We start from the raw sequence: 26818 nt of genomic DNA, 5'->3' as shown, positions 1-26818 counted from the left end.
GGTACTGACCGTTCTGCTCCCTGCTCGGCAACGACGGGTGCCCGTTCTGCTCGGCGCCCGGGAGCGACGGGTACTGACCGTTCTGCTCCCTGCTCGGCAACGACGGGTGCCCGTTCTGCTCGGCGCCCGGGAGCGACGGGTACTGACCGTTCTGCTCCCTGCTCGGGAACGACGGGTGCCCGTTCTGCTCGGCGCCGGGGAAGGACGGGTGCTGGCCGGCCTGGTCGAGGCTGGGGAAGGACGGGTGCGAGTGGCCCGGGTGCGGCGCGGTCTGGTCGAGGTTCGGCATCGCGCTCAGGTCGATGCTCGGGAACGACGGGTTGCGCTCGCCCTGGGGCTGCTGGCGGAAGAAGCCGCTGTCGCCGCCCGTGTCGGCGGTGAAGGCGCCGAAGGCCTGCCGGGTGCCCTGTCCGTTCGCGGTGGAGTCGTAGGACTCGAACGCGGTGAAGGCGCCGTTCTGCGCGGGCGCGCCGAAGGCGGGCGCGGAGGACGCGCTGCCGCCGAAGGCGGGCCGCGGGGGCGGCGGCGGCTGGTTGCCGTCGGCCAGCAGGGGCGGCGGCAGCAGGACCATCGCGAGGAGCCCGGTGCCCTCGCCCTTGCGCAGCTGCACGCGGATGCCGTGGCGCAGCGCGAGGCGGCCGACCACGAACAGGCCCATGCGGCGCGAGACCGACACGTCCACGACGGGCGGCTCGGCCAGGCGGCGGTTGGCCTCGGCGAGCTCCTCCTCGGTCATGGAGATGCCCTGGTCGCTCACCGACAGCAGCGCTCCGCCACCTTCGATGATGCTGCTGGAGACGTGGACCTGGCTGTTCTTTGGCGAGAACTGGATGGCGTTCTCGACCAGCTCGGCCACCAGGTGGACCAGGTCGTTGGCGGCGCTGCCGACGACCGCGGTCGCGCGGTGCACCTTGACCTGGACGCGCTCGTAGTCCTCGACCTCCGACAGGGCGGCGCGGACGACGTCGACGAGCTTGGCGGGCTGGCTGCGCCTGCGGGTGGGCTCGTGGCCGGCGAGGACCAGGAGGTTCTCCGAGTTGCGGCGCATGCGCGTGGCCAGGTGGTCGAGGCGGAACAGGTCGGCCAGGCGGCCGCCGTCCTGCTCGCCCTTCTCCAGGCCGTCGATCAGCGAGATCTGCCGTTCCACCAGCGTCTGCGTGCGCCGGGAGAGGTTGACGAACATCGAGCTGATGTTGCTGCGCAGCTCGGACTCCTCGGCGGCCAGCCGTACGGCCTGGCGGTGGACCTCGTCGAAGGCCTGCGCCACTTCACCGATCTCGTCCTTGCCTTCGACGTCGATGGGCGCGACCTCCGGCGCGGTGGCGTTGCCCGAGACGCGCAGGTTGCGCACCACGTCGGGCAGCCGGGATCCGGCGATCTCGAGCGCCTCGCTGCGCAGGCGGCGCAGCGGGGTGACCATCGAGCGGGCGATGAGGACGGTGAAGAGCAGCACCAGGAGCAGCAGGAGCAGGATGGCGCCACCGATGACGAGGGCGGTGCGCAGTTCGGCGCTCCGCAGCTCCTCGGCCCTGTTGGTCACGGCCTGGGCGAGACCCAGGTTCTTGGGGTCGGTGTTCGACTCGACCTTCTGCATGACCGTGATGGCCTTGGCGTTGTCCTCGAACCACTGGGTGGGGTCGACGAGCAGCGCCCTGGCCTGGAAGGCCGGGCCGTCGTTGGTCAGCCGGATGGCGCGGGCCTTGGACAGCTCGGCCCTGACCACGTCGCTGTCGTTCTTGAGTCCGGTGGCGAGGGCCGTGGCCCTGGTGGCGCCGGCGTCGGCGGCGAAGCTGTTGACCAGCTGCCACTGCTCGGCGCCCGCGGCGATGAAGTCGGTCACCCGCTGCGCGTCGACCTTGGAGGTGCCGTAGTAGGACTCCAGCAGCATGATCCGCTGCCTGGAGACGGCCTCCTTGGCCTTCATCAGCACGGTCAGCGCGCGGAAGTCACCGAGGATCTGCGGGTCGTTGTTGAGGAGGCTCAGCTCCTCGTGCACGCGGACGAGCTGCTCGACGAGGTAGCGGTAGGCGCCGGAGTCGGGCCTGGCGCGCTGCTGCGACCGGATGGCCGGCAGCGACTTCAGCTGGGAGGCGGCGACCTTGGCGGCCTGCTGGACGCGGGGGCCGTAGGCGGCGTCCATGGCGGCGAGGTCGGCCAGGACGGCCTTGACCTGCTTGTCGACGGCGTCCTTGCTGTCCTCGTAGGGCTCCTTGAGCTGCCTGCGCTGCTTGGTCGCGTAGAACCAGCCGCCAGTGTCACGCTCCATTCCGAGCGCCTGGACCAGATCGCGGATGTGGGTCGCCTGCCCGGCGATGACCACGGTGCGGTCGTAGACGCCGATGCTGTCGACGGAGGAGACGACCCTCGCTCCGCCGAGGACCACACCCGCGATGGTGGGTACCAGGATGAGCGCGGTGAGACGAGATCTCACGCGCCAGTTACGCAGTCCCATTCGTGGCATCGACCGCTTCCCGCGGTCCCGCCTGGCGGTATTTCCGCCGTCGGATGTCACCGTCGTCACAGCCGTCGTTACCCCTCAACCCTGTCCGCAACAGGAATCATAAAGACCGTAATTCGCCCCACAACGTATCCGCCACAACTCGCGTACCAGGCAAAACGGACACAATCGTTACAAAGGTGACCGCAGACCGTTGCCGTTGGTTACCGGAGCGCGGCGAGCACGTGATCGCGGACTTGGGTCCGCTGCGCGTCGTCGCTGAGGGGGCGCCCGGCGCGGTCCACTACGTAGAAGACGTCAACCGCCTCCGCGCCGAGAGTCTCCACGCGAGCGGCTTTCACGTCAAGCCCGCACTCGCCGAAAGCTCTGCCGATGCGCCACAGAAGGCCCGGGCGGTCGTGGGCGCGGACCTCCACCACGGTGGCCGTGGCGGAGGCGTCGTCGATCAGGGTGACGCGGGGTGGGGCGACCGGCACCCTGGCGGGTCGCACCGACCGGGCGCGGCGGGCCAGCCGCTGCTCGATGTCCAGGCGTCCGGCCAGGACCAGGCGCAGGTCGGCCTCGAGGGTCGCCGGGTCGGGGGGCGTGCCGTACTCGGGCACGACGGAGAACTCGATCACGGCCGTGGCGCTCGCGGAGGCGGCCGAGGCGGAGCGGACGATCATCCGGTGGGCGGCCAGAACGCCGGCCGCGCGCCACAGCAGGCCGGGACGGTCGGGGGCGACGACTGTGACGTTTGTCCCATTCACTCGGATCGCGCCGCCGCCGTGCCTGGCGAGGGCGGCCTGGGCGGGCGAGAGGGTGGGCACGGGAGGCAGCGGCGAGCCCGACAGCGCGCTGCGCACCCTGCGGACGAGGTCGTCGACGAGCGCGGCCTTCCACGAGTTCCACGCGGCGGGCCCCGTCGCGTGGCCGTCGGCGACGGCGAGCGCGGCCAGCAGGTCGAGCACCTCGCGCGAGCCGACCGCGCCGGCGACCTTCTCGATCGTCACGGGGTCGTCGAGGTCGCGCCTGGTCGCGGTCTCCGGCAGCAGCAGGTGGTGGCGGACGACGCTGGCGAGGATCTCGACGTCCTGCGGCGGCAGCCCGACGCGGGCGCCGATGTCGCGCACGACCACCTCACCGGTGACCGAGTGGTCGCCCGGCCAGCCCTTGCCGACGTCGTGCAGGAGGGCGGCGATCAGCAGCAGGTCGGGGCGGGCGACCTCGCGGGTGTGGGCGGCGGCGTTGGCCGCGGCCTCGATGAGGTGCCGGTCGACGGTGAAGCGGTGGATGGGGTTGCGCTGCGGGCGGTGCCGTACGCGCTCCCAGTCGGGCAGCAGCTTCACCAGGATCCCGGCCTGGTCGAGCTCCTCCCACACCGGTACGGCGGCGCGCCCGGCGCCGAGCAGGGCCACCAGCGCGTCGCGCGCCTCGTCGGGCCACGGCACCGGCATGGGCGCCGACTGGGCGGCCAGCACGGAGACGGTGGCGGGGGCCAGCGGCAGCCCCGACTCGGCGGCAGCGGCGGCGGCGCGCAGCACGAGCACCGGGTCGGTGCGGGGCGTGGCGCCGCGGGCCAGCACGACCTCGCCCGCGTGCTCGACCACGCCGTCGGCCAGCGGCCTGCGGCCGCGGGGGATCGGGCCGGACAGCAGCCGGTCGACGGTACGCCAGGTGGCGTCGAAGGCGTGCGAGACGGTCCTGCCCGCCTCGGCGAGCCTGCGCATCAACGCCTCGGCGTCGAGCAGGCCGAGCGTTCCCGCCACCGCGTCCTGCTCCTGCAGCACCAGCCGGTCGGCGCCGCGGGCGGTGACGACGTGGAGCGCGTGCCGGACGTCGAGAACCAGCTCGTAGGCCTCGCGGACGCGCGGGCCGGGGGCGGAGGCCACCCAGGCGGCGGCGACCGCCTGCATGGCCTGGACGTCGCGCAGCCCGCCGCGGCCGTCCTTGAGGTCGGGCTCGAGGCGGAAGGCCAGCTCGCCGCTGCTCCGGGCGCGCCTGTCGGCCGCCTCGCGCAGCTCGGCGAGCCGGCGGCGGGAGTCGGCTCGCCAGTCGGCGAGCACGGTCTCCCGCGCCTTCCTGGTCAGCTCGGGGTCGCCTGCCACGTGCCTGGCCTGGATGAGGCCGAGCACGACCTTCAGGTCCTCGCGGGCGACCTTCACGGCCTCCTCGACCGTGCGGACGGAGTGGTCGAGGCCGACGCCGGAGTCCCAGATCGGGTACCAGATCCGGTCGGCGATCCTGGCGACGTCCTCGCCGCCGTCGTGCAGCATGACCAGGTCGAGGTCGCTGCCGGGGGCCAGCTCTCCCCTGCCGAGGGAGCCGACGGCGACGAGCGCGACGCCCTCGCCGCCGGGATGGGCCGTGCGCAGGAGGTCCTTCAGCCAGCGGTCGGTGTCCGCGGCCCGCTCCTTGCGGGTCGCGGCGAACGAGCGGGCGTCTGCTCTCACCGTGTCCTCCGGCCGGGCGCCTCGCCGCGCCTCGGCTCCGTCATGGTCACCGCGCTTCCGTGGTCACAGGGCTTCGGGACCGCGCTCTCCGGTGCGCACCCGGATCACAGTGTCGACGGGTACGGACCACACCTTGCCGTCGCCGATCTTGCCGGTCTGGGCCGCCTTGACGATGACGTCGATGACGTCGTCGGCGTCGTCCTCCTCGGCCAGCACCTCCAGGCGGACCTTGGGGACCAGGTCGACCTGGTACTCGGCGCCGCGGTACACCTCGGTGTGCCCGCGCTGGCGGCCGTAGCCGCTGGCCTCGCTGACCGTCATGCCCTTGATGCCGAACTGCTCGAGGGCGGCCTTCACGTCGTCGAGCTTGAAGGGCTTGATGACCGCGGTGATGAGCCTCATGCGTCCACCTTCTTCGAGGTCGTCGTGGCGAGCGCCGTCGACGGGCTCACGCCTGAGGCGTACACGGTGCCCAGGTCGTAGCCGGTCTCGGCGTGCATGGTGATGTCGACGCCGGCGAGCTCCTGGTCGGCGTCGACCCTGAAGCCCATTGTCCTGTCGATCACCTTGGCGGCGACCCACGACACCACGAAGGAGTAGCCGCCGACCGCGACGGGACCGAGGATCTGCAGGCCGAGCTGGCTGATCGGGCCGCCGTAGAGCAGGCCCTCGTTCTGCTGTTCGAGGAAGGGGTAGGCGGCGAAGAAGCCCAGGGAGACCGCGCCGACGACGCCGCCGACCAGGTGCACGCCGACCACGTCGAGCGAGTCGTCGAAGCCCAGGCGGTACTTCAGGCCGACCGCGTAGGCGCAGGCCACGCCCGCCATCAGGCCGATGACGAGGGCCGCCCACGGGTCGACGAAGCCGCACGCGGGCGTGATGGCGACCAGACCGGCGACGGCGCCCGAGGCGACGCCGAGTGTGGTGGCGTGGCCGTCGCGCAGCTTCTCGACGACGAGCCAGGCGCCGGCCGCGACGGCGGTGGCGATCTGCGTGTTCATGAGGGCCAGACCCGCGGTCTGGTCGGGGGCGAGCTCGGAGCCGGCGTTGAAGCCGAACCAGCCGAACCACAGCAGGCCGGTGCCGAGCAGGACCAGCGTCAGGTTGTGCGGGCGCATCGGCTCCTTGCGCCAGCCCTGGCGCCTGCCGAGCACGAGCGCGAGCGCGAGGGCCGCGGCTCCGGCGTTGATGTGGACCACGGTGCCACCCGCGAAGTCCTCGATGCCGAGCTGGCCGAGCCAGCCGCCGCCCCACACCCAGTGGGCCACGGGGAAGTACACGACCGTCGCCCACACCAGGGAGAACAGCACCCAGGCGCCGAACTTGGCGCGGTCGGCGATGGCGCCGCTGATCAGAGCGACCGTAATGATCGCGAACGTGAGCTGGAAGGCGGAGAAGACCATCATCGGGAAGTTGTCGGCCGCCGCCGCCTCGGCCGTCACCTGACCGCCCTGGACGATCAGACCCTCGTACACCGCGTTGAAGACGCCGGCCAGGCCGAGATTGTCCAGGCCGCCGACGACGAAGTTCAGCGTGTCGCTGCCCGAGGCGTCGAACGCCAGCGAGTAGCCGTAAAGGACCCAGGCGATCGTCACCACGATGATGCTGACGAACGACATCATCATCATGTTGAGGACGCTCTTGGCCCTGGTCATGCCCCCATAGAAGAACGCGAGGCCCGGAGTCATCAGCAGCACCAGGGCGGTGCATACCAGCATCCAGGCGGTAGTGCCGCTATCGATCATCGACGCGACCCTCCTTCACTTTCGGCCTGTACGTGTCGCAGTGGATGCCCCCAGCAGCGCACTGACGTGTCGCCTCAGCGTCTTCTTCCGCCGTTTCGTGGTTTGACGCCGCATGTTTCGCATGCGTGAAACTCCGCACCCCGGTGTTTCGCGGGTGTTTCGGACAGACCGGTACTACACTTAGGGTTGCCTAACCTAAGCGATCAAGGAAACTGTGATGACGTTCCGTCTGGCCGGGCTCACGGCCGCCCTGCTGTCCGCCCTCGCGCTCACCGCGTGCGGCACCTCCACCCCCGAAGGGACGGCCACGGGGCCCACCCGGGCGATCAAGCACGCGATGGGGGAGACGAAGGTCCCCCAGACGCCCAAGCGGGTCGTCGTCCTCGACACCGACAAGCTGGACACCATGGTGTCGCTCGGCCTGACGCCCGTCGGCGCCGCGCAGGCGGCCGAGAACCAGAAGTGGCCCGCCTACCTGGGCTCCGCGCTGTCGGCCACCACGTCGGTCGGCACCCTCCAGCAGCCCAACCTGGAGGCGATCGCCGCGCTGAAGCCCGACCTCATCCTCGGCACCAAGTTCCGCCAGGCCGCCTTCTACGACAAGCTCAGCAGGATCGCGCCCACCGTCTTCACCGAGAAGGTCGGCGTCACCTGGAAGGAGAACTTCCTCCTCGACGCCGACGCGCTCGGCAGGAAGGCCGAGGCCGAGAAGCTGCTGTCGGCCTACGAGGGTCGCGCCGAGCAGGTCGGCGCGAAGTTCGCGAAGCTGAAGGTGAGCATCGTGCGATTCATGCCGACCGAGATCAGGATGTACGGCCCCGAGTCCTTCAGCGGCATCGTGCTCGGCGACGCGGGCGTCCAGCGCCCGGAGGCGCAGCTGCTCGCCGACCAGGACGACAAGCGGTTCGGCAAGCTGAGCCAGGAGAACATCGCCAAGGCCGACGGCGACGCCCTGTTCTACAGCGCGTACGGCGACGCCGCCGCCAAGAGCCAGGCAGAGGTCACGGGCGGCCCGCTGTGGAAGAACCTCGGCGCGGTGACCTCCGGCCACGCCCACGACGTGGACGACGAGGTGTGGATGCTCGGCATCGGCGTCACGGCGGCCGGCAAGATCCTCGACGACCTGGACACCTACCTGACCCCGCTGGCCCGATAGCCACGGGCGGGCCCGCAGGGCCGCCGTGGCGGCGTACGCCGGCGGCCGCAACCGCCTCTGTGGCCCGCGCGCCGCAACCGTCATGGAGCGGCGGGGTGGCCGGGGCGGCCCGCGCGAGCGGGCCCCGGCCGCGCCCACCGGCCGGATCCCGCGGGGCGCGGCCACGCGCGGCGAAGGGGCCGGCGAAGCGCCCGGAGAATCGGCCGGAGAAGGGCTCGGTCAGGCGGCGGCCGAGGCCATCTTGCGGAGCCTGGCCAGGGCGTCGCGCTCGATGCGGCGGGCGCGGTCGCGGCCGATGCCGTAGCGCTCCCCCACCTCCGTCAGCGTGTGCTCGCGCCCGTCGAGCAGGCCGTAGCGCCAGCGCAGCATCTCGCTGGTCGGGCCCTCCAGCCCGGTCAGCCACTCGTCGAGACGCTCGCGCTCCAGGATGTCGATCGCCTGCTGCTCGGGATCGGCCCACGTCTCGTCGGCGATCATGTCGCCCAGTTCGGTCTCGTCCTCGTCACCCACGCCGAGCTGGAGCGAGACCGGGTCGGAGGCCCAGCGGCGCAGCTCGCGCACCCGCTCGATCGGCAGGTCGAGCACCCGGGCGAGGTCGTCGTCGGTCGGCTCGGCGTCGAACTCGGCCAGCATGTCGCGCCGTACCCGCATGAGCCTGGTCATCTGCTCGCCCGCGTGAGTGGGCAGCCGCACCGGCCTGGCCTGCTCGTGGATGGCGCGCCCCACCGACTGCCTGATCCACCAGGTGGCGTAGGTCGAGAACTTGTACCCCCGCCGGTAGTCGAACTTCTCCACCGCCCGCACCAGGCCCAGGTTGCCCTCCTGGACCAGGTCGATCAGCGGCATGCCCCGCCCCGAGTACTTCCGTGCGACAGCCACCACCAGGCGCAGGTTGGCCTGGATGAACTCGTCCTTGGCGCGCCGTCCCGAAACCGCCAGGCGCTCGAGCTCCTCGTCGGCCGCGTCCCCGATACGCGGCTCGGAGCCCCCGCTGTCGAGCAGCTGCTCGGCGAACAGCCCCGCCTCGATCCGCTTGGCGAGCTCGACCTCCTCCTCCGCGGTGAGCAGCGGAACCCTGCCGATCTCGGCCAGATAGGTCCCGAGCAGGTCGCGATCGGCGACCTCCTGCGTGCGATTCCCCGTAGGCCTTGCCATCCCCAGGCACCTCGTTCCCGCAGCTGCGTTCTATATCCCGGCAACGTCCGGCCCGAAGCAAAGATTCCCAAAAGAACTACGACCACAGGACGGTTCTGCACCTCCTTCTCAGGGATGAGAAATTCTTTTCCTGGCGCGCGAGAAAAGGCGGGGGCGGCGCCGATACGCCGCCCCCGCCGCAGCTCGCCGCGCGTCGCGGCTACGACCAGAGGATGACCCGCGGGACTCAATGGCCCGCGGGATTCCGAGAAATGCCCGCCGGATTCAGACGACCCGCTCGCCCGCCCGCCACACCTGCTGGACGAGCGGCACCCCTGGCCGGTAGGCCAGGTGCACGAACGACGGCGCGTCCAGCACGACGAGGTCGGCCCGCGCGCCCACGCGCAGCTGCCCGACGTCGTCACGGCGCAGCGCCCTGGCCCCGCCGTAGGTCGCGGCCCTGACCGCCTCCATGGGCGTCATCCGCATCTCCCGTACGGCCAGCGCCACGCAGAACGGCATCGAGGAGGTGAACGACGACCCGGGGTTGCAGTCGGTGGCGATCGCCACGGTGACGCCGGCGTCGATGAGCCGCCGCGCGTCGGGATAGGGCGAACGGGTGGAGAACTCCGCTCCCGGCAGCAGCGTGGCCACCGTGTCGGAGGAGGCCAGCGCGTCGACGTCGGCGTCGCTCAGGTGCGTGCAGTGGTCGGCGGAGGCCGCGTCCAGCTCGACCGCGATGCGCACGCCGGGACCCTCGGTGAGCTGGTTGGCGTGCACCCGCGGCAGCAGGCCCGCCTTGATGCCCGCCTGGAGGATCTCGCGCGTCTGGTCGCCGTCGAAGGCCCCCCGCTCGCAGAAGACGTCCACCCACTTGGCGTACGGCGCGCACGCCCGCAGCATCTCGCCCGTGACGGTCCTGACGTAGTCGTCGGCGTCGGTCCCGGCGGGCACCACGTGCGCGCCGAGGAAGGTGGTCTCGTCGGTGAGCGAGGTGGCGATCTCCAGCGAGCGCCGCTCGTCCTCCACGGTCAGCCCGTAACCGCTCTTGATCTCCACGGTGGTCGTGCCCTGCGCGGTCATCTCGGCGACCAGCGCCGCCGCGCGCGTGGCCAGCTCGGCCTCGCCGGCCGCCCTGGTGGCGGTCACCGTGGTGCGGATGCCGCCCGCGGTGTAGCTCTGGCCCGACATGCGGGCGTTGAACTCGAAGGTGCGGTCTCCGGCGAAGACCAGGTGCGCGTGGCTGTCGACGAAGCCGGGGATGACGCACCTCCTGCCGGCGTCGTGACGCTCGTCGCACGCGGGCGCCTGGCTGGAGGGACCGACCCACGCGATCCGCTCGCCCTCGATCACCAGCGCGGCGTCCAGGTGCTCGACGTGGCCGTCGAACAGCATCCCGATCCCGTCGATGAGGGTACTCACCTGATCGCTCCCATCGCCTCGTTCAGCATCCGCCCGACGTCTCCCAGCTCGTGCCGGCCGTCGGTGACGATCCTGCGACCGCCCGACACCACACTGTGCACGTCCGCGGCCGTCGCCGCGAACACGATCGTCTCCAGGGCGCTCTCGCGTGTCGCGCCCGCCGTACGGACCGAGTCGAGGCGGACCGAGACCAGGTCGGCCCACGCGCCGGGAACCAGCCCTCCGGCGTCGGGGAAGCCCAGCGACGCGTGGCCGGCGACGGTGGCGGCGGCCATCAGCTCGGCGGCGGTCCAGTGGCCGCGCTTCTCGCTGGCCAGGCGCTCGTTCAGTTCGACCGCCCTGGCCTCCTCGAACAGGTCGACGACGGCGTGGCTGTCGGAGCCGAGCGTGATCGGCGAGCCCCTGTCGAACAGCGCCCTGGCCGGGCCGATGCCGTCGGCGAGGTCGCGTTCGGTGGTCGGGCACATGCAGATGTGGGTGCGGGAGTGGCCGAGCAGTTCGAGGTCGACCTCGGCCAGGTGGGTGGCGTGGACGGCGGTGGACCGCGGGCCGAGCGCGCCGTGCTCGTGCAGCACCTGGACCGGGGTGGCGGCGTAGCGCTCGACGCAGGCGGCGTTCTCGGCCCGCTGCTCGGAGACGTGCGCGTGCAGCGGGGCGGCGTGCTTGCGGGAGAACTCGGCGACCGTCGGCATCTGCTCGGGCGGCACGGCCCTGACGGAATGGATGGCCGCGCCGATCTCCACGTCGTGCCGGCCCTCGTAGGCGGCGGCCAGCTCCTGCGCCCTGACCGCCCACGCCTCGCTGGTGCCGTCGCCGAAGCGCAGCTGCGGGCCGGTCAGCGCGGTGCCGACCCCGCCGGTCAGGTAGCAGGTGTCGAGCAGCGCGATGCGCAGACCGGCCTCGCGCGCGGCCTGGATGAGCGCGTGCCCCATCTCGTTCGGGTCGTCGTACGGCACGCCGTCCGGCCCGTGGTGCAGGTAGTGGAACTCGCCCACGCAGGTGACGCCCGCCAGGGCCATCTCGGCGTAGGCGGCCCTGGCCAGCCTGAGGTAGGAGTCGGGGTCGAGCGCGCCCGCCACCTCGTACATCTGCTCGCGCCAGGTCCAGAAGTCGCCCTTGCCCGTCTGGGTGGCGCCGCGCAGCGCCCGGTGGAAGGCGTGGGAGTGCGCGTTGGCCATGCCCGGGAGCGTCAGCCCCGCGAGGGTGATCCCCTGCCGGTCGCCCCTGTCGATCGAGACGATCCGCTGGTCCTCGACCTCGATCACCACGCTGTCGGTGACGCCCTCGGGCAGCAGGGCGAGCTCGCACCAGTAGACGGTCATCGGGCCAGCTCCTCGAGCACGCCGGCGAGGGCGGTGACCCCGTGCGCGCAGTCGCCGGGTTCGGCGTGCTCCCGCGGCGAGTGGGAGACGCCCGTGGGGTTGCGCACGAACAGCATCGCGGCCGGCACGCCCGCCGCCGCCAGGATGCCCGCGTCGTGGCCCGCGCCCGTCGGCAGCACGGGAGCCGGGCCCTGCCCTGCCGTCCTGACCCCGGCGAGCGCCGCGCCGACGGCGCGGGCGAGGCGGTCGCGCAGCGGCACCTCGAAGTCGACGACGGGGGTCCAGGACTCCTCGCGCACGTCCCTGCCCTCGGACAGCTCCCGCACCAGCGCCCTGACCGCCCCCTCGGTGGCGCCCCTCGCGTCCAGCCACGCCGAGACCAGGCCGGGGATGGCGTTGGCGTTGTTCGGCGAGACCCGCACCTTGCCGAACGTCGCCACGATCCCGTGCTTCTCTGCCGCGTCGCGCGCCTGGAGCACCGCGCGGGCGTAGTCGAGCATCGGGTCGTGCCTGTCCTCCAGCCGCGTCGTGCCCGCGTGGTTGGCCTCGCCGGAGAAGTCGAAGCGCCACCTGCCGTGCGGCCAGATCGCGCCGGCCACCCCGACGGGCTCGTCCAGGTCGGCCAGGCCGCGTCCCTGCTCCACGTGCAGCTCGACGAACACGCCGATCCTGGCGCGCGTCTCGTCGTCCCTGCCCAGTTCCTCGGGACGGCGTCCGGCCCTGCGCAGCACCTCGTCCATCGAGGCGCCCTCGTCGTCGGTCAGCGACCTGGCCCTGGCCGGGTCGAGCACGCCGGTCAGCAGCCGCGAGCCCATGCACGGCACGCCGAACCTGGCGCCCTCCTCGTCGGTGAAGCAGGCGACACCGATCGGCCTGGCCGGGGTGAAGCCCCTGGCCTTCAGCAGGTCGAGCGCCTGGAAGGCGGACACGACGCCGAGGGGACCGTCGTAGGCGCCGCCCTGCCGTACGGAGTCGAGGTGGCTGCCCGTGACCACGCCGGGTGCGCGGTCGGGGTCGCCCCACCAGGCCCACAGGTTGCCGTTGCGGTCGTCGTGCAGGCCGAGGCCGCGGCGTTCGGCCTCCTGCCGGAACCACTCCCGCAGCTCCATGTCCGCGGGCGACCACGCGTCCCGCACATAGCCGTTGGTCGCGGGATCCCGTCCTATACGCGAGAGTTCATCCAGCATGCCCTCACTCTAGTGAATGAATCCATTCAGCCACACCCGGCACCCCGGACTTCCGCCGGGTGGTGGGCCCGGCGGCGCTCGCCCGGCGTCAGGAGACGGGCCCCTCGCTGGGCCGGAGGGTCAGCTCGGTCAGGTGGGCGTCGGGGCCGGCGTTGATCGCCGCCAGGAGGGCCCTGGCCACGGTGTCCGGCTCCAGGTACTTCTCCGGCTCGAAGGCCCCGCCCTCCTGCGCCCGCACGCCACGCTGCATGTCGGTGGCGACGCGGCCGGGGTAGACGGTCGTGACCCGCAGCGCGGGCTCCTCCAGCCGCAGGCCGTCGGCGAGGGCGCGCAGCGCGAACTTGCTGGCCGCGTAGGAGCCCCATCCGGGGTTGGCGCGCAACCCGGCGCCCGAGTTGATCAGGACCACGTGCCCGCCCGCCGCCCGCAGGGCCGGGAGCAGCAGCCTGGTCAGCTCGGCGACGGCGACCACGTTGATCTCCATGGTCCGCCGCCAGACCTCGGCGGGGGTGTCGGCGATCCGGCCCAGCGTGACCACCCCGGCGCTGTGCACGAGCACGTCGAGCCGGTCGACGTCCTCGACGTCCGCGGCGGTGACCTCGGCGAGCTCCACCGGCCACGCGCGGGCGTCGGGGAGCTCGGCGGCCAGCGCGTCGAGGGCGGCCCGGTCACGGCCGCCGAGGATCAGCCGGTGGGTGGGCGCCAGCGCGCGGGCGACGGCCTCGCCCACGCCCCTCGACGCCCCTGTGATCAGTGCGGTTCTCATGGTCGCCAGCCTAAGGGCCGCAGCTCGCCGGTCCCCGGCGTGACCAGCTCGAGGGAGTGCTCGCGTCCCGGATAGCCCGGATCGGTCGGCCGGACGCGCACCCGCGCGAGGTCGGCCTCCTGCAGCACGCAGGTGTACCACTCGCCTTCCCAGTGGAACTCCCAGCGGCCCGCGAGCCGGTCGAGCCCCTCCCGCCTGACCACCTCCTCGGCCGTGTCCGCGTCCGCCGCGGGACCCAGGGGGTAGCCGAAGACGGTCAGCGGCCGCCAGCCGCCCTCCACCTGCCTGACGTAGCCGAGCAGGGCGCCGTCGTCCTCTCTCACGATCTCTCTCACGCTTGACACCATACTCAAGTTTGTATTCAAATTTGAAGGGTGAATACGACGCGCGTTCTCATCCTCGGCACGCTGCTCGACGAGCCGATGAACGGCTACCAGGTGCGGCGCCGCCTGGAGACGATGGGCGCCGACCAGTGGGCCAACGTCGCCTTCGGCTCGATCTACCACGGCCTCGGCAAGATGGCCGACGAGGGGCTGCTCGACATCGTCGAGAGCGGCAAGGGCGGCAAGACCGTCTACGCGATCACGGAGGCGGGCCGGTTCGAGTTCCACCGGCTGCTCATGCTGCTCTGGTACGAGATCAGGCCGATCATCGACCCCTTCCAGGTGGCCATGACGTTCATGGACCGGCTGGACAGGCCGCTGCTCAAGGACGCGCTACGGGTCAGATCCGACGAGCTCAGCCGGGCGGTCGCGATGATGCAGCGGGCGCTGGGCAGCAAACAGGCCTTCGGCGCCCCCCGGCACGTCGACGAGAACCTGCGGCTGAACATCGGCATGGTCAACGCGCAACTCGACTGGGTACGTGAAGCCATCCAGAAGGTCGAAGAAGGAGACCTCCCCTGATGATCATCGATGCGCAAGGCTTAAGGAAGACCTTCGTCACCAAGAGCAGGAAAGGCACCCAGACCGTCGAAGCGGTCAAGAGCGTCGACCTCGAGGTGAAGGACGGCGAGATCTACGGCGTGCTCGGGCCCAACGGCGCGGGCAAGACGACCACGATCAGGATGCTGGCCACCCTCATCCTCCCCGACGGGGGAACCGCCAGGATCGCCGGACACGACCTGGTCAAGGAGCCGGGCGCGATCCGGCGCAAGCTCGGCTACGTCAGCCAGGCCGGCGGGGTGGAGGAGCAGAACACCCCCCGCGCGCAGGTCGTGTTCGCCGCCAAGATCTACGGCGTGCCCGACCCGGCGGGGGCGGCCGACGAGATCCTGAGGAAGATGGACCTCGCCGAGATCGCCGACCGGCCCGGCCGTACCCTCTCCGGGGGCCAGAAGCGCCGCGTCGCCATCGCCCTCGGGCTGGTCCACAGCCCTCCGCTGCTGTTCCTCGACGAGCCGACCACCGGCCTCGACCCGCAGAACCGCGCCAACCTCTGGGACCGGATCAGGGAACTGCGCGAGCGGGGCACCAGCGTCCTGCTGAGCACGCACTACCTGGAGGAGGCCGACGCCCTGTGCGACCGCCTCGCGATCGTGGACCACGGCGTCGTGGTGGCCGAGGGCACCCCTGCCGAGCTGAAGCGGTCGGTGTCCGGCGACGTGGTCACCCTCAGGCTCGACGAACTGGACGAGGCCGCCCGGGTGCTGGGCCCGCTGGCCAAGCAGACCCGCGTCGACGAGGACATGCTGCGCGTCTACGTCGACGACGGCGAACACGCGCTGCCGGCGCTGCTGCGCACGCTGGAGGCCGAGGGCCTCTCCCTGCGCTCGATCGCGCTCGAGCGGGCCACGCTCGACGACGTCTTCCTGGCCAAGACCGGCCGGTCCCTGCGCGACACCGGAGCCGCCGCATGATCCGCGACACGTCCCTGTTCTTCGGCCACGAGGTCAGGAACACCCTGCGCAACCCCGTCTGGCCGCTGTTCGGCATCATCCAGCCGGTGATGTACCTGCTGCTGTTCGCGCCGCTCTACGCGGGCATGGCCTTCCAGGGCGACATGGGCCGGGCGCTGACCTCCTTCGCGCCCGGCATGCTGGTGATCACCGCGCTGTTCGGCTCGATGGGCGTCGCCTACGGCACCATCTACGAGATCCGCAGCGGCGTGCTGGAGCGGATCGCGGTCAGCCCCGCGTGGCGGCCCGCGATCGTGCTCGGCCGGATGCTGCGCGACGTGGTCGCCCTCATGATCCAGTCGCTGGCGGTGATCCTCATCGCGCTGCTGATGGGGCTGCGCATCGGCCCGCTAGGGCTGGTCCTCATGCTGCTGCTGCTCGGCGTCACCGGCCTGTTCGCCTCCGGCGTCGCCTACGGCCTGGCGCTCGGCCTGCGCGACGAGAACGCGATGGGGCAGATCATGCAGTTCTTCGCCCTGCCGCTGATGCTGCTGTCGGGCGCGCTGCTGCCCATGGCGCTCGGCCCCGACTGGCTGGAGAAGATCGCCTGGTTCACGCCCTTCTACCACCCCGTCGAAGCGGGACGCGCGCTGTTCGCCGGCACGCTGACCGACCTGTCGATCCCCCTGGCGTTCGGCATCATGCTCGCCCTCGCCGCGGTGACCGTCACCTGGTCGGTCCGTTCCCTACGCAGACTCGCCGGCTGACAGGAACGTGCCCGTCTCCTCCGTCATCCGCTCGTACTCCTCGAGCCTGGCCTGCGTCCGCAGCGGCGCGGCGTCGGCCATCGCCTCCACCAGGGCCATGGCCAGGGCGAGCGGGGCCGCGTGGGAGTCGAACACCAGGCGCTCCCCGACCGGCGCGTCCAGCACGACGTCGGCGGGGAAGCCCGGCCGGTCGGTGATCACCGCCGTCCTGAGCCCGAGCTTGGTCGCGTACTCCAGCGCGTGCACGGTTTCGGCCGGATACCGCGGCAGGACCACCGCGAACACCCATTCGGCGCCCGCCCTGCGGGCCGCGTGCAGCCCGTCGACCAGCTCGGAGCCGCCGTGGACGAGCAGGCGGACGTCGGGGTGGACGCGCCTGGCGAAGTAGGCGAACGTGGTCGCGAGCCCGGAGGAGACGCGCAGCCCGAGCACCGGCAGCGGTTCGGCGGCGGCCAGCGACTCGCCCAGTTCCTTGAGCGGCAGGCCGTTCAGGCGGTCGCGGATCAGCGTGAGGTTGCGGATCTCGTCGTCGATCGCGCCCCTGAGCAGGCTGCCGCCCTCGGGCCTGCCGCCGAGCACGAGAGGCCGCAGGGCCTGCCGCAGCTCGGGGTAGCCGCCGAAGCCCAGCACCATCGCGAACCTGGTCACCGAGGGCTGGCTCACGCCCGCCCGCTCGGCCAGCTCCACGCTGGACAGGAAGATCGCCTCGTCCAGGTGGTCGGACAGGTAGTGCGCGATCCGCCGCTGCACGGGCGACAGGCGCCTGCCGTCCAGCAGCCCCTCAAGTCCGTCCCTCACGCCACCTCCAACACACCGACCTGCCCAACCCCTTCCCTCCCCGACGCCCCGGCTCGGCCCCGCGGGACGTCCGCCGGGCGTCCTGCGGGGTGAGCGGCGGCGCTCTCCGGGAGGACGCGGGCCGGTGGCCGGCGGCGCCGTTCTCGTGGACGGCGTCCGCCCGTGACCACCGGCTCCCGCGCCGGCGGGCCGTCAGGACTCGCGCATCGGGATGCGGACGCCGCGCTCGTCGGCCACCGTCACCGCCTCGTCGTAGCCCGCGTCCACGTGCCGCATGACGCCCGTGCCCGGGTCGTTGGTGAGCACCCTGTTGAGCTTCTCCCCCGCCAGGGCCGACCCGTCGGCGACGGTCACCTGCCCCGCGTGGATCGAGCGCCCGATGCCCACCCCGCCGCCGTGGTGGATGGACACCCAGGCGGCGCCCGACGCCGTGTTCAGCATCGCGTTCAGCAGCGGCCAGTCCGCGATCGCGTCCGAGCCGTCCGCCATGGCCTCCGTCTCCCTGTACGGCGAGGCCACCGACCCACAGTCGAGGTGGTCACGCCCGATGACGACCGGCGCCTGGAGCTCGCCCGAGGCCACCATGTCGTTGAAGCGCTCGCCGGCCAGGTGGCGCTCGCCGTACCCGAGCCAGCAGATCCGCGCGGGCAGGCCCTGGAAGTGGACCTTCTCCCCCGCCATCCTGATCCACCGGGACAGCCCCTCGTTCTCGGGGAAGAGCTCGAGGATCGCCCTGTCGGTCGCCGCGATGTCGGCGGGGTCGCCGGACAGGGCCGCCCAGCGGAACGGGCCCTTGCCCTCGCAGAACAGCGGCCTGATGTAGGCGGGCACGAAGCCGGGGAAGTCGAAGGCCCTGGCGTAGCCCGCCAGCTGCGCCTCGCCGCGGATGGAGTTGCCGTAGTCGAAGACCTCCGCGCCCGCGTCCTTGAACCCGACCATGGCCTCGACGTGCCTGGCCATCGACTCGCGCGCCCTGGTGGTGAACCCGGCGGGGTCCTTGTCGCGCTCGGCGGCCATGTCGTCGAAGGCGACGCCGATCGGCAGGTACATCAGCGGGTCGTGGGCCGAGGTCTGGTCGGTCACGATGTCGATCTCGGCGCCGCGGGCCAGCAGCTCGGGCACGGCCTCAGCGGCGTTGGCCACGACGCCGATGGACAGCGGCCTGCGCTGGTCGCGGGCCTCGTAGGCCAGGCGGAGCGCCTCGTCGAGGGTGGCGGCCTCGACGTCGAGGTAGCGGTGCTCGATGCGGCGGGTGACGCTGCGCGGGTCGCAGTCGATGCAGATGGCCACGCCGCCGTTCATGGTGACGGCCAGCGGCTGGGCGCCGCCCATGCCGCCGAGCCCGGCGGTCAGGGTGATCGTCCCGGCCAGCGAGCCGCCGAAGCGCTTGGCGGCCACCGCGGCGAAGGTCTCGTAGGTGCCCTGGAGGATGCCCTGCGTGCCGATGTAGATCCAGGAGCCCGCCGTCATCTGGCCGTACATGGTCAGGCCGGCGGCCTCGAGGCGGCGGAACTCCTCCCAGTTGGCCCAGTCGGGAACGAGGTTGGAGTTGGCGATGAGGACGCGTGGCGCCCACTCGTGGGTGCGGAAGACGCCCACGGGGCGCCCCGACTGCACCAGCAGCGTCTCGTCACCTTCCAGGGTGGTGAGCGTGCGGGTCAGGGCGTCGAACGAGGGCCAGTCGCGCGCGGCCTTGCCCGAGCCTCCGTAGACGACGAGCTGCTCGGGGTGCTCGGCGACTTCCGGGTCCAGATTGTTCTGGAGCATCCGGAGCGCGGCCTCCTGCGGCCAGCCCTTGGCGGTGAGCGTGGTGCCTCGCGGCGCGCGCACGGTACGGCTCATGCCTCTTCCCTCCTGAATGAACATATTCATCTATGTCACTCGAAGGGTACAACGCCTGCTCCCGTCGACAACCCCGCGCCCCGTGTCAGGGCCGGTCCGGGTACTGCCACCGCTCTGTGCGCTCGTCCCAGCGGGAGCCGGGGGGCGGCACGTCGTCGCGGCGGTCCGCCGGATGGCTCTCCATCAGCCACTGCCACCAGATCCAGCCCGCCAGCGCCGGCAGGCCCACCAGGACCAGCGAGAACTTCCAGCCGCCCGGCACGAAGACGGCCACCACCAGCGCGACGAAGAGCACCACCACGGCCGCCACCAGCGCGATACCGATCTTCTTCCAGAACGACATGCGACCTCCTGGGTCAGGTCAGCGGGTGCCGCGCAACAGCGCGTCGCCCGATTCGGTGATCTGGTGCAGCATCAGGTTGGCGTGCCGGGTGCTGACGATCAAGCCCGCCTGCCGGAGCACTCGGGCGTGCTCGCTGGCGCTGGAGGTGGGCACCCCCGCCCGCCGGGCCAGCTCGGTCGTGCTGCATCCGGGAGCGAGCCCGACGCACCGCAGCACCGCCGCCCTGGTCTTGCCCAGCAGTTCGGCCAGCGCGTCCCCGCCCGTCTTCCGTCCGGCGACGCCGGTGCGCGCCACCGGGTAGACCAGCACGGGCGGCAGGCCGGGGTCGGCCAGCGTCACGGGCGCGGTCCTGCAGAAGTAGCTGGGGATGAACGTCAGCCCGCGCCCGCGCAGGCGCAGTTCCCTGTCTCCCGCTGGGTAGTCGACCTCCAGGACGGGGGCGCGCCACCGGACCTTGGGCGACAGCTGGGTGAACATGCCCTCGACGCCGCCGTCGGCCAGATGCCTGACCCTGGTGCCGCGGTCCTGGCTGACGGCCCGCTCCACCTCGCCCCAGTGCTCGCCGAGCGCCGTCTGGAAGTACCCGGCCGCGACCGCGGCCAGCCTGCGCATGGCCGGGCCGTCGTCGGCGAGCGACTCCAGGTGGGCCGGCAGCCCGTGCCGGGCGCGCAGCAGGTCGAGCTCGCGCCGCACCCTGGCGGGCGGCGTGTCGAGGATGGCCTGGATGCCCTCCTCGAGGCCCTGCTGCGCCTCGATCGGGGTGAGGAAGTCGGGGAAGTAGGCCGCGCGGGGCGCCAGCGGCACCAGCATCCTGCGCACGTCCTGCAGCAACCCGGTCTCGGCGAGCTTGGCGCGCGCCCGCCGCCGCCATTCGGCCATGGCGGCGCCGCCGTCGCCGGCCTGGAAGCGGTGCAGGCTGGCCACCGTCTCCCACAGCGGATCGGCCCGTGAGGCGATCCGTACGCGTGCGAGGTCGTCGCCGGTGAAAATGATGCGCAATATGCCGCCCGCCATGCGTCGCAGTCTCGCGGGGGGCGCTTGCAAAAGCCTGAAAGTTAAATTGCTGACCCGAAATATACCGACATAGCTGGGTTATTCGGGTGAGCCTGAAACTGCATGACACTTCGCTGCGCGAAGTGCTGGACTTGATCTCGCCTGAGGGGGCATTCGGCTGGTCCACAACGACGGTTTCTGGAGGCGATACAGGGGAGTCTCCAGCAGCCGCACGGCCCGCGCGGGGCGCGCGAGCCGTACGCGATCATCAGCAAGGGAAGCCCGGCATCACTATGACGGCTTCGTCGCCATCGGGCCGGATGACGGCCGCCCCTGCGAGCAGCGGCCCTCGCCCTTCGTGGATCATGAAACGAGGAACTGGGTGGCGGCCAGCTCCCGGTAGAGCTCGTCGGAGCCCACCAGCTCGTCGTGGGTGCCGACCGCCCGCACACCGCCCGACTCCATCACCACGATGCGATCGGCGTTGGTGACGGTGGACAGCCGGTGCGCGATCACCAGCACCGTCGTCTCTCTCGCCACCTCGGCGATCACCTCACGCAGGCGGAGCTCGTTGACCGCGTCGAGCTGCGAGGTGGCCTCGTCCATCAGCAGCAGCCGCGGCCTGCGAAGCAGCGCCCGCGCGATGGCGACCCGCTGGCGTTCGCCGCCGGACAGCAGCACGCCGCGGTGGCCGACCGGCGTCTCGAGACCGTCGGGCAGCCTGGCGACCAGGTCGTCGAGCCTGGTGCGGGTCAGCGCCCTGCTCAGCTCGTCCTCGGTCGCGTCCGGCGCGGCGAACAGCAGGTTCTCCCTGAGCGTGCCCGCCAGCACGGGGGCGTCCTGCTCGACGTAGCCGAGCGCGGCGCGCAGCCGCTCCAGCGGCCAGTCGCGGATGTCCACGCCACCGACCTCGATCAGCCCGTCCTGGTGCTCGTAGAAGCGCTCGACCAGCGCGAACACCGTGGACTTGCCCGCGCCCGACGGTCCGACCAGCGCGGTCAGCCCTCCCGGCGGCACGTCGAAGGTCACGCCGTGGTGGACGGGCGCCCGGTCATCGCCGTAGCTGAACACCACGTCCTCGAAGCGCACCCCGACGGGCTCGTCGCCGCCGGGGGCCACGCGGGTGTCCTGGCCGGCCGGTTCGCCCGGCAGGTCCTCGATCTCACGGATGCGCTTGAGCGCGGCCAGGCCGTTCTGCAGCTGCACCGCGCCCTCGACCAGCTGGCCGATCGGGGCGACCAGGTAGAACAGGTACAGCAGGAAGGCGATCAGCGCCGAGACCTCCAGCGTGCCGGCGGCGACGCGGGCGCCGCCGACGGCCAGCACGCACAGGAAGGCGACCTGCACCGCCATCCACGTCGAGACCCCGGCCAGCGAGGTCCAGCCGGCCACCTGCAGCCCCTTGTCCTTGGCGCGTTCGGCGGCCGCCCCGATCTCGGCGACCTCGCGCTCCTCCGCGCCGCTCGCCTTGACCGTGCGGTAGGCCTGCAGGGCCCGGTCGAGCACCGCGCCCATCTCGCCGACGGCCTCCTGGGCCTGGTGCTGCGCCCGCTGGATGCGCGGCATGACCAGCGCGGTCATGCCGCCGATCAGCACCACGACCAGCAGCGTGACCAGCAGGAGCACGCCGTCCATCAGCGCCATCATGACGATCGCGCCGATCAGCATGAAGACCGCGGCGATCGAGTCCACGATGCCGTTGGTGAGCACCGAACGCAGCAGGGTGGTGTCGCCGGTGACCCTCGACAGCAGGTCGCCCGGCTTGAGCCGGTCGACGTCGGCGACCTTCAGCCGCAGCATCCTGTCGACGAGCCTGCGCCTGGCGCCCAGCACGATGCCCTCGCCGGTGCGTTCCATCAGGTAGTTGCCGCCGGCCGAGACCACCGCGCCGATGACGACGGCGACCGTCAGCGCGATCAGCGGGCCGGTCATCGACCGTTCCGCGCCGAAGGCGTCGACCACGTACTTGGCCAGCAGCGGCATCGCCAGTCCCGCGGCCGAGCCGACCAGGCCGAGCAGCCCGCCGGCGACTAAGATCTTCCGGTGCGGCCCGAGGTAGGCCAGCAGGAGCCTGAAGGGTGGCTTCTCCCCCTCGGCGGCCTGCGCTGTCTCGCGGTTGTCGCCGCTCACGTTTCTCCGTCCCCGTCACATACGTCCACAGACATTCTGGGTCGCGGCACGGCCGCGCGCGCTCAGGGAAATCACCCACCTTTCCCTGATTGCCGCGGTACGCGCATGCGTCAACTTAGATTGACGCAGGGCGGAAGTCAAGCGAAGTTGACGCGCCTTCAGTCGATCTCGGGGACGTCGGGGACGTCGTGGTCCGCGTCGCCGTCGTCGGCGCGGCGAAGCTTGATGTCCTCGGCCCACGCGTAGGCGAAGCGCCTGATCTCGTGCAGCCGCTCCTCGTCGACGCCGTAGGCCATGAACGCCTCGTCGGCCAGCAGGTCGACGCTTTCCAGGCGCTGGATCAGGTCGTCGAGCAGCCAGTCCTCCTCGAAGGCGGCGCCCAGGCGCTCGAGCTCGCGGAAGGAGTAGCGGGTGGCCGCCGCGGCGACGTCGACGAAGTCCTTGGGCAGGCCCCGCCCGTGCAGCGCCCGCACCTTGAGGCCCACCGCGTCGTCCTGGCCGACCACCCGGTAGCCCTCCAGTGCCAGCGGCCGGTCCCTGAGCGGCTCCCTGAGCAGGCTGACCGTGCACCGCTCGCCGCCGGCCTCGTCGCGCACGACCATCCGCGCCACCCGCTCGGTCGCGTCGGCCGGCGTCACCGCCAGGCCGTGCCGCCGCAGCTCGACGGCCAGCTCCGCGGCGACCTCCGGCAGCGGGACACCCCGGTCGGTGGCCAGCACGAGGTCGTCGCCCGGCCGCTCGGTGAGCCCGTGGGCGGTCATCGCGTGACCGCCGGCCAGCAGCAGGCCGTGGCGCTCGCGGACGTCCAGAGCGGCCTCGATCAGCCGCGCGTGGAACGCGGGAACTCTCACGGTGACCACATGCCCTCACTCATGCGCGCGCCTCTTGCGGGTCGACGGAAGGTCGTGCCGTCCTGAGACGAACTCCTGAACCGCGATCTTGACCTTGATCACCGGCCGGCGCCAGCGCTCCTCGCGGCGCAGCGCCGTGGCCATCTTGCGGGGCGACCTGACCGCGAAGAACCAGTGCGCCCAGGGCGAGCCGGGCCTGGCCAGCCGCAGCGCGCCCACCACCAGCAGCGGAGGTAGGAACAAGCCCACCAGTCCCGTCCAGATCTTGCCCTTGAGCAGCGTGATCACGGCGAGCGCCAGGTTGGCGAGCAGCAGCCACCAGGGCGCGACGCGGCCGACCTCCCAGGTCAGCGGGCGCAGCCCGATCAGCAGCAGCCCGGTGACCGCGACCGCGACGAAGACCGCGTCGACGGAGGTGCGGCCCTCCTCCTCCCAGTACACGTCGTGCAGGTGGAGGATGAGCGCGAACTCGTCCAGCACCAGCGCCGCGCCGACCCCGAAGACCGCGGCCGCCACCGCCGACCCCGCGGCGACCAGCCCGCTGACGCCGCCGACCAGCATGAGGACCACGCCGAAGACGACGTGGTGGATGTGCATCTCGCCGACGCTGACGTTGCGGAACCAGCCGATCTTGGCGCGGATGAGCCTGACGTTGATCCGGGTGGCGACGAAGGCCACGATGAGCGCGACGAAGAAGCAGAACAGCGGCAGCCGTCCTGTGTCAACGATGCGTTCCCTGATCCAGTCCCCCATGTACCTGTAAGTCAGGCTACCCAGCGCGGGCCCGCAGCGCCTTGCGATATTCCTCGACGACCAGGGCCTGGCGCACGTTGTCGCGGACCCTCTCGAACGGCGGGGCGTCCTGACCCGCCATCAGCCGGTACTGCTCGCGCAGCCGCCGCTCGGACAGCTCGAGCGTGGCGGCGTGGACCTTGCTGAGCGCCGAGTCGAGCTCGGCGGCGCGCACCCCGGCGTAGGTGTGCTCGTCGTAGGACGGCACCCCGGGCAGCGGCCGTCCCTCGCGGGCGGCCCGCGCGCGGCGCGCGTTCTCCTCGGCCAGCTCGCGCTGGAACCCCTGCTCGCTGACATCGGCGAGCAGCCCCGCCTCCCGCGCCCACACCCGCCTGACCTTGTCGAGGACGGCCGCGCGCACCGCCCTGTCGCGCAGCGCCCTGCGCGGCGTGACCCCGGCGTGCGCCCGGTCCCAGAAGCCGGGACCGAGCGCGAGGCCGTACCGGGTGTACTCGGAGAGCACCTCGGCGCGGGCGGTCTCGGCCGCCCTCAGCACCTCGGCCCCCACCACAGGCTCGCCCTCGACCAGGGTGACCCGGTCGCCGGGCCGCAGGCCGAGCACCTCGGAGACGGTCGCGGAGGCGGCCAGGCCCCGCGGTGGGGGCGCGCCGCCTCCGCCCCGGGTGAGCGCCACGACCAGGGCGACCAGGACGGCGACGCCCACGACCGACGCGGCGGCCGCCCTGCCGAGCGGGAGGGCACGGCGCCCGGTCCCCGGCGTGGCGCTCCTCATGACCTCAGCTCGCGATCTTCATGTCGAAGACGTGGAAGCCGGCGTCGGCCAGCGGGCTGCCCTGCGGGAACGTCACGGTGGCGACGGTCTTGGCGGGGTCGAGCGGCACCGCGTAGCCGAACACCGACACACCCGACTCGGTGGTCTGCCCGGTGGCCGGGTTCCGGTAGCTGGTCTGGGTCCTGTTGTGGTAGGTCGCGCGGGCCACGACGACGCCGCCCTCGGGCGCTGTCGCGTCCCACTGGTCGCCGAAGCGCACGGTCTTCTCCTCGACGCCGCCGTCGGTGTAGGTCACCGTGAAGACGCCCTCGCGCACCTTGAACGCCCCGGCGCCGAGCAGCACCAGCCGGTCGCCGCGGCCCTCGAGCCTGACGGTCTGCCCGGCCGCCTTCACGTTGTCGGTCCAGCCGTAGGGGCGGGGGTGCCAGACGAAGTCCGCGCCCAGCACGCTGACGGTCGACCCGGGGACCAGGCCCGCCTTCTCCAGGCCCTGACCCGAGTAGCTGCGGCCGCTGGTGGAGAAGCCGCCGGTGTTGGGGTTGTGGTCGGAGCTGACGCCGACGTTGTTGTAGGCCTTCTCGACGGACTCGTGGACCACCGCCGGTACGGCCGCGCCGTTGTAGGCCCCGCGCGAGACGCTCCCCTCGACCGGGTTGCCGAAGTAGTCACGCCCGCCCACACCCTCGACGAGGGAGCCGGAACCGAGCGCCGGGGAGCCGGCGAGCAGCTTGTAGCCTTCCACGTCGCCGTAGCCGGTGGCGGTGCCGGGGGCGGCCAGCCCGGGGTCGGCGGTGATCGCCTTGGTGTCCGAGGCGGGCGCGGCCACGCCGCCGTAGTAGACGTTGGCGTCGTAGGTGATGCCGGGCGCCGTCGGCAGCGCGCCCGACGGGGCGTAGATGATGTTGTTGGCGATCCTGGAGTTCCCGGTGGGCACCGCCCAGTCCACCTTCTGCGAGGAGCAGAAGAAGGTGTTGTTGTGGATCCACAGCGGGCTGCGGTTGTCGCCCGCGGCGTTGCCGGCGATCCTGCAGTCGTCCTGGGCGATGTTGAAGCGCAGGATGGCGGTCGCCTGGTAGTTCGGGAACTCGGTGCAGCTCTGGCAGCCGAGGTAGAAGCCGCCCGCGTTGTCGTGCGAGTAGTTGTACTGGTAGACGCAGGAGCCCTTGATGCCGCCGTCGCAGTCCCACGCGGTGGAGTCGAAGATCGTGGGCCGCTGCCTGGTGACCTCGTTGTACTGGAAGACGGGGTCGACCGAGTTGATCGGCCACATGCCGGCGAAGTTGCCGTCGACGTACGGGTACTTGCCCGCGCCGCCCTCGTCGAACAGGTTGTGCTCGATCAGCGGCTTGTCGGAGGCGTGCACGACGATGCCGTCGCCGCCGACCGCGCGGATGGTGTTGCGGGCGAGGTAGACGTTCTTGTGGTAGTCCGTGCCCTTGCGGCTGATCTTGATGCCACCGCCGCCGGTGTCGTGGATGTAGTTGCCCGTGATCGTGATGCCGTCGAGGTAGCCGACCTTGCCCTCGGGCAGCGCCTGGATGCTGATGCCCGCCGAGTAGGCGAACCAGGAGGAGTTGGCGCCCGTCTTGTCGCCCCAGCCGGCGACGTCGGAGATCTCCAGGTCACGCAGGACCAGCCCGGCCTTCGGCTCGGGGGTCGTCGAGTTGTACTGGATGCCGGTCCGCTTGGCGGTGGTGGGGGCCGGGTTGGTGATGTGCAGCTTCTCGATGGTGACGTGGCTGTTGTCGACCAGGTGGACGGCCCACTCACCGCCGTCGCCCTGGATGATCGGCTTGGGGCCCTCGCCGTAGGAGGTGAACACGATCGGGTGGTCGGCGCTGCCCGAGCCCTTCGGCTCCAGGCGGCCGGCACACACGGTCCCGGCCCGGAACTTGACCTTCGTCTTGGGGCCGAGCTCCAGCGCGTTGACGGCGGCCAGGTCGTTGATCGGAGAGGCGGCGTCACTGCCGGAGCCGCCGTCGGGGGCCTGACAGTCGACGAAGACGTTGCGGGCCGGCGCGGCCGCCGCCGGGGTGGCGGCCAGGCCGGTCGCGGCGGGGGGGGGCGGCCGGCGCCGCCCCCCCCGGGTTGGGCGGGCCCACCGGGTGGG

The 26818-nt window shown here is 71.9% G+C and carries 23 protein-coding genes; 4 read left to right on the top strand and 19 right to left on the bottom strand.

The genetic code is table 11. The features are described from left to right. From ACWEVS_RS42185 to ACWEVS_RS42170, 4 genes are all read right to left on the bottom strand, one after another. Positions 1–2431, bottom strand: a 2431-nt coding sequence (locus ACWEVS_RS42185) for a nitrate- and nitrite sensing domain-containing protein (RefSeq protein WP_452556493.1), incomplete at its 3' end; no start/stop codon positions are given. 230 nt (positions 2432–2661) lie between these two features. Beyond that, positions 2662–4890 carry a [protein-PII] uridylyltransferase gene (locus ACWEVS_RS42180; RefSeq protein ID WP_449931111.1) on the bottom strand — a complete coding sequence of 743 codons (2229 nt, stop codon included), beginning with the start codon at positions 4888–4890 and terminating at the stop codon, positions 2662–2664. 63 nt (positions 4891–4953) lie between these two features. Next, positions 4954–5292, bottom strand: a complete 339-nt coding sequence (locus ACWEVS_RS42175) for a P-II family nitrogen regulator (protein ID WP_354922440.1) — start codon at positions 5290–5292, stop codon at positions 4954–4956. Beyond that, entirely contained in the window at positions 5289–6635 is a 1347-nt protein-coding gene (locus ACWEVS_RS42170; protein ID WP_452556491.1) for an ammonium transporter, read from the bottom strand. The genes ACWEVS_RS42175 and ACWEVS_RS42170 overlap by 4 nt, the downstream gene beginning before the upstream one ends. Positions 6636–6852: 217 nt before the next feature. Here ACWEVS_RS42170 and ACWEVS_RS42165 point away from each other — a divergent pair, with 217 nt between their 5' ends. Beyond that, complete coding sequence (locus tag ACWEVS_RS42165; RefSeq protein WP_452556489.1) at positions 6853–7791, top strand: ABC transporter substrate-binding protein; 939 nt, start codon at positions 6853–6855, stop codon at positions 7789–7791. 219 nt (positions 7792–8010) lie between these two features. On the opposite strand, the gene ACWEVS_RS42160 is transcribed toward ACWEVS_RS42165, so the two are convergent. The 6 genes from ACWEVS_RS42160 to ACWEVS_RS42135 form a co-directional block, all read right to left on the bottom strand. Further along, positions 8011–8946 (bottom strand): sigma-70 family RNA polymerase sigma factor, encoded by a 936-nt coding sequence (locus ACWEVS_RS42160; protein ID WP_354922432.1) that lies wholly within the window; start codon positions 8944–8946, stop codon positions 8011–8013. Between the two features lie 264 nt (positions 8947–9210). Further along, positions 9211–10320: an imidazolonepropionase gene (hutI, locus tag ACWEVS_RS42155; RefSeq protein WP_452556505.1), complete on the bottom strand. Its 1110-nt coding sequence runs from the start codon at positions 10318–10320 to the stop codon at positions 9211–9213. Between the two features lie 23 nt (positions 10321–10343). Then, positions 10344–11669 (bottom strand): formimidoylglutamate deiminase, encoded by a 1326-nt coding sequence (locus ACWEVS_RS42150; protein ID WP_449931117.1) that lies wholly within the window; start codon positions 11667–11669, stop codon positions 10344–10346. Continuing rightward, complete coding sequence (locus ACWEVS_RS42145; protein WP_449931119.1) at positions 11666–12856, bottom strand: allantoate amidohydrolase; 1191 nt, start codon at positions 12854–12856, stop codon at positions 11666–11668. Before ACWEVS_RS42145 ends, ACWEVS_RS42150 begins: the two co-directional genes overlap by 4 nt. An 88-nt stretch (positions 12857–12944) precedes the next feature. Next, on the bottom strand, positions 12945–13622 hold the full coding sequence (locus ACWEVS_RS42140) for an SDR family oxidoreductase (RefSeq protein WP_449931121.1): 678 nt from the start codon (positions 13620–13622) through the stop codon (positions 12945–12947). Beyond that, positions 13619–13957, bottom strand: coding sequence for a hypothetical protein (locus tag ACWEVS_RS42135; RefSeq protein ID WP_449931123.1), 339 nt, complete (start codon positions 13955–13957; stop codon positions 13619–13621). The genes ACWEVS_RS42140 and ACWEVS_RS42135 overlap by 4 nt, the downstream gene beginning before the upstream one ends. A gap of 39 nt (positions 13958–13996) precedes the next feature. Between ACWEVS_RS42135 and ACWEVS_RS42130 the strand changes: the two genes are divergently transcribed. Genes ACWEVS_RS42130 through ACWEVS_RS42120 form a run of 3 tightly spaced genes read left to right on the top strand, consistent with a single transcriptional unit; the run spans position 13997 to position 16226 of the window. Then, positions 13997–14527, top strand: coding sequence for a PadR family transcriptional regulator (locus ACWEVS_RS42130; RefSeq protein WP_452419245.1), 531 nt, complete (start codon positions 13997–13999; stop codon positions 14525–14527). Continuing rightward, a complete protein-coding gene (locus tag ACWEVS_RS42125; protein WP_449931127.1) occupies positions 14527–15480 on the top strand; it encodes an ATP-binding cassette domain-containing protein in 954 nt (317 codons plus the stop codon). The genes ACWEVS_RS42130 and ACWEVS_RS42125 overlap by 1 nt, the downstream gene beginning before the upstream one ends. Continuing rightward, positions 15477–16226, top strand: coding sequence for an ABC transporter permease (locus ACWEVS_RS42120; protein WP_449931129.1), 750 nt, complete (start codon positions 15477–15479; stop codon positions 16224–16226). Before ACWEVS_RS42125 ends, ACWEVS_RS42120 begins: the two co-directional genes overlap by 4 nt. On the opposite strand, the gene ACWEVS_RS42115 is transcribed toward ACWEVS_RS42120, so the two are convergent. The 9 genes from ACWEVS_RS42115 to ACWEVS_RS42075 all read right to left on the bottom strand — a co-directional run. Then, positions 16206–17024 carry a MurR/RpiR family transcriptional regulator gene (locus tag ACWEVS_RS42115; RefSeq protein ID WP_449931131.1) on the bottom strand — a complete coding sequence of 273 codons (819 nt, stop codon included), beginning with the start codon at positions 17022–17024 and terminating at the stop codon, positions 16206–16208. The genes ACWEVS_RS42120 and ACWEVS_RS42115 overlap by 21 nt on opposite strands. Before the next feature lie 192 nt (positions 17025–17216). Beyond that, the gene (hutU, locus tag ACWEVS_RS42110) at positions 17217–18866 is read right to left on the bottom strand and encodes a urocanate hydratase (RefSeq protein WP_354922866.1); all 1650 of its coding nucleotides are present in this window, start codon (positions 18864–18866) and stop codon (positions 17217–17219) included. Between the two features lie 85 nt (positions 18867–18951). Next, positions 18952–19209, bottom strand: a complete 258-nt coding sequence (locus tag ACWEVS_RS42105) for a hypothetical protein (protein WP_449931134.1) — start codon at positions 19207–19209, stop codon at positions 18952–18954. Positions 19210–19227: 18 nt separating this feature from the next. Further along, complete coding sequence (locus ACWEVS_RS42100) at positions 19228–20223, bottom strand: helix-turn-helix domain-containing protein (protein WP_452556485.1); 996 nt, start codon at positions 20221–20223, stop codon at positions 19228–19230. A 342-nt stretch (positions 20224–20565) separates the two neighbouring features. Beyond that, positions 20566–22332 (bottom strand): ABC transporter ATP-binding protein, encoded by a 1767-nt coding sequence (locus ACWEVS_RS42095; RefSeq protein ID WP_449931138.1) that lies wholly within the window; start codon positions 22330–22332, stop codon positions 20566–20568. Between the two features lie 158 nt (positions 22333–22490). Further along, complete coding sequence (locus ACWEVS_RS42090) at positions 22491–23183, bottom strand: nucleotidyl transferase AbiEii/AbiGii toxin family protein (protein ID WP_452556484.1); 693 nt, start codon at positions 23181–23183, stop codon at positions 22491–22493. A gap of 15 nt (positions 23184–23198) precedes the next feature. Continuing rightward, positions 23199–23936: a hypothetical protein gene (locus tag ACWEVS_RS42085; protein ID WP_449931142.1), complete on the bottom strand. Its 738-nt coding sequence runs from the start codon at positions 23934–23936 to the stop codon at positions 23199–23201. A gap of 16 nt (positions 23937–23952) precedes the next feature. Further along, the gene (locus tag ACWEVS_RS42080; protein WP_452556482.1) at positions 23953–24708 is read right to left on the bottom strand and encodes a hypothetical protein; all 756 of its coding nucleotides are present in this window, start codon (positions 24706–24708) and stop codon (positions 23953–23955) included. A 4-nt stretch (positions 24709–24712) separates the two neighbouring features. Next, positions 24713–26818 (bottom strand): right-handed parallel beta-helix repeat-containing protein (locus ACWEVS_RS42075; RefSeq protein ID WP_452556480.1); only part of this gene is annotated, 2106 nt, incomplete at its 5' end.

Source organism: Nonomuraea sp. NPDC003754, from assembly GCF_053605785.1.
This window is presented reverse-complemented; position numbering and strand designations above follow the sequence as displayed.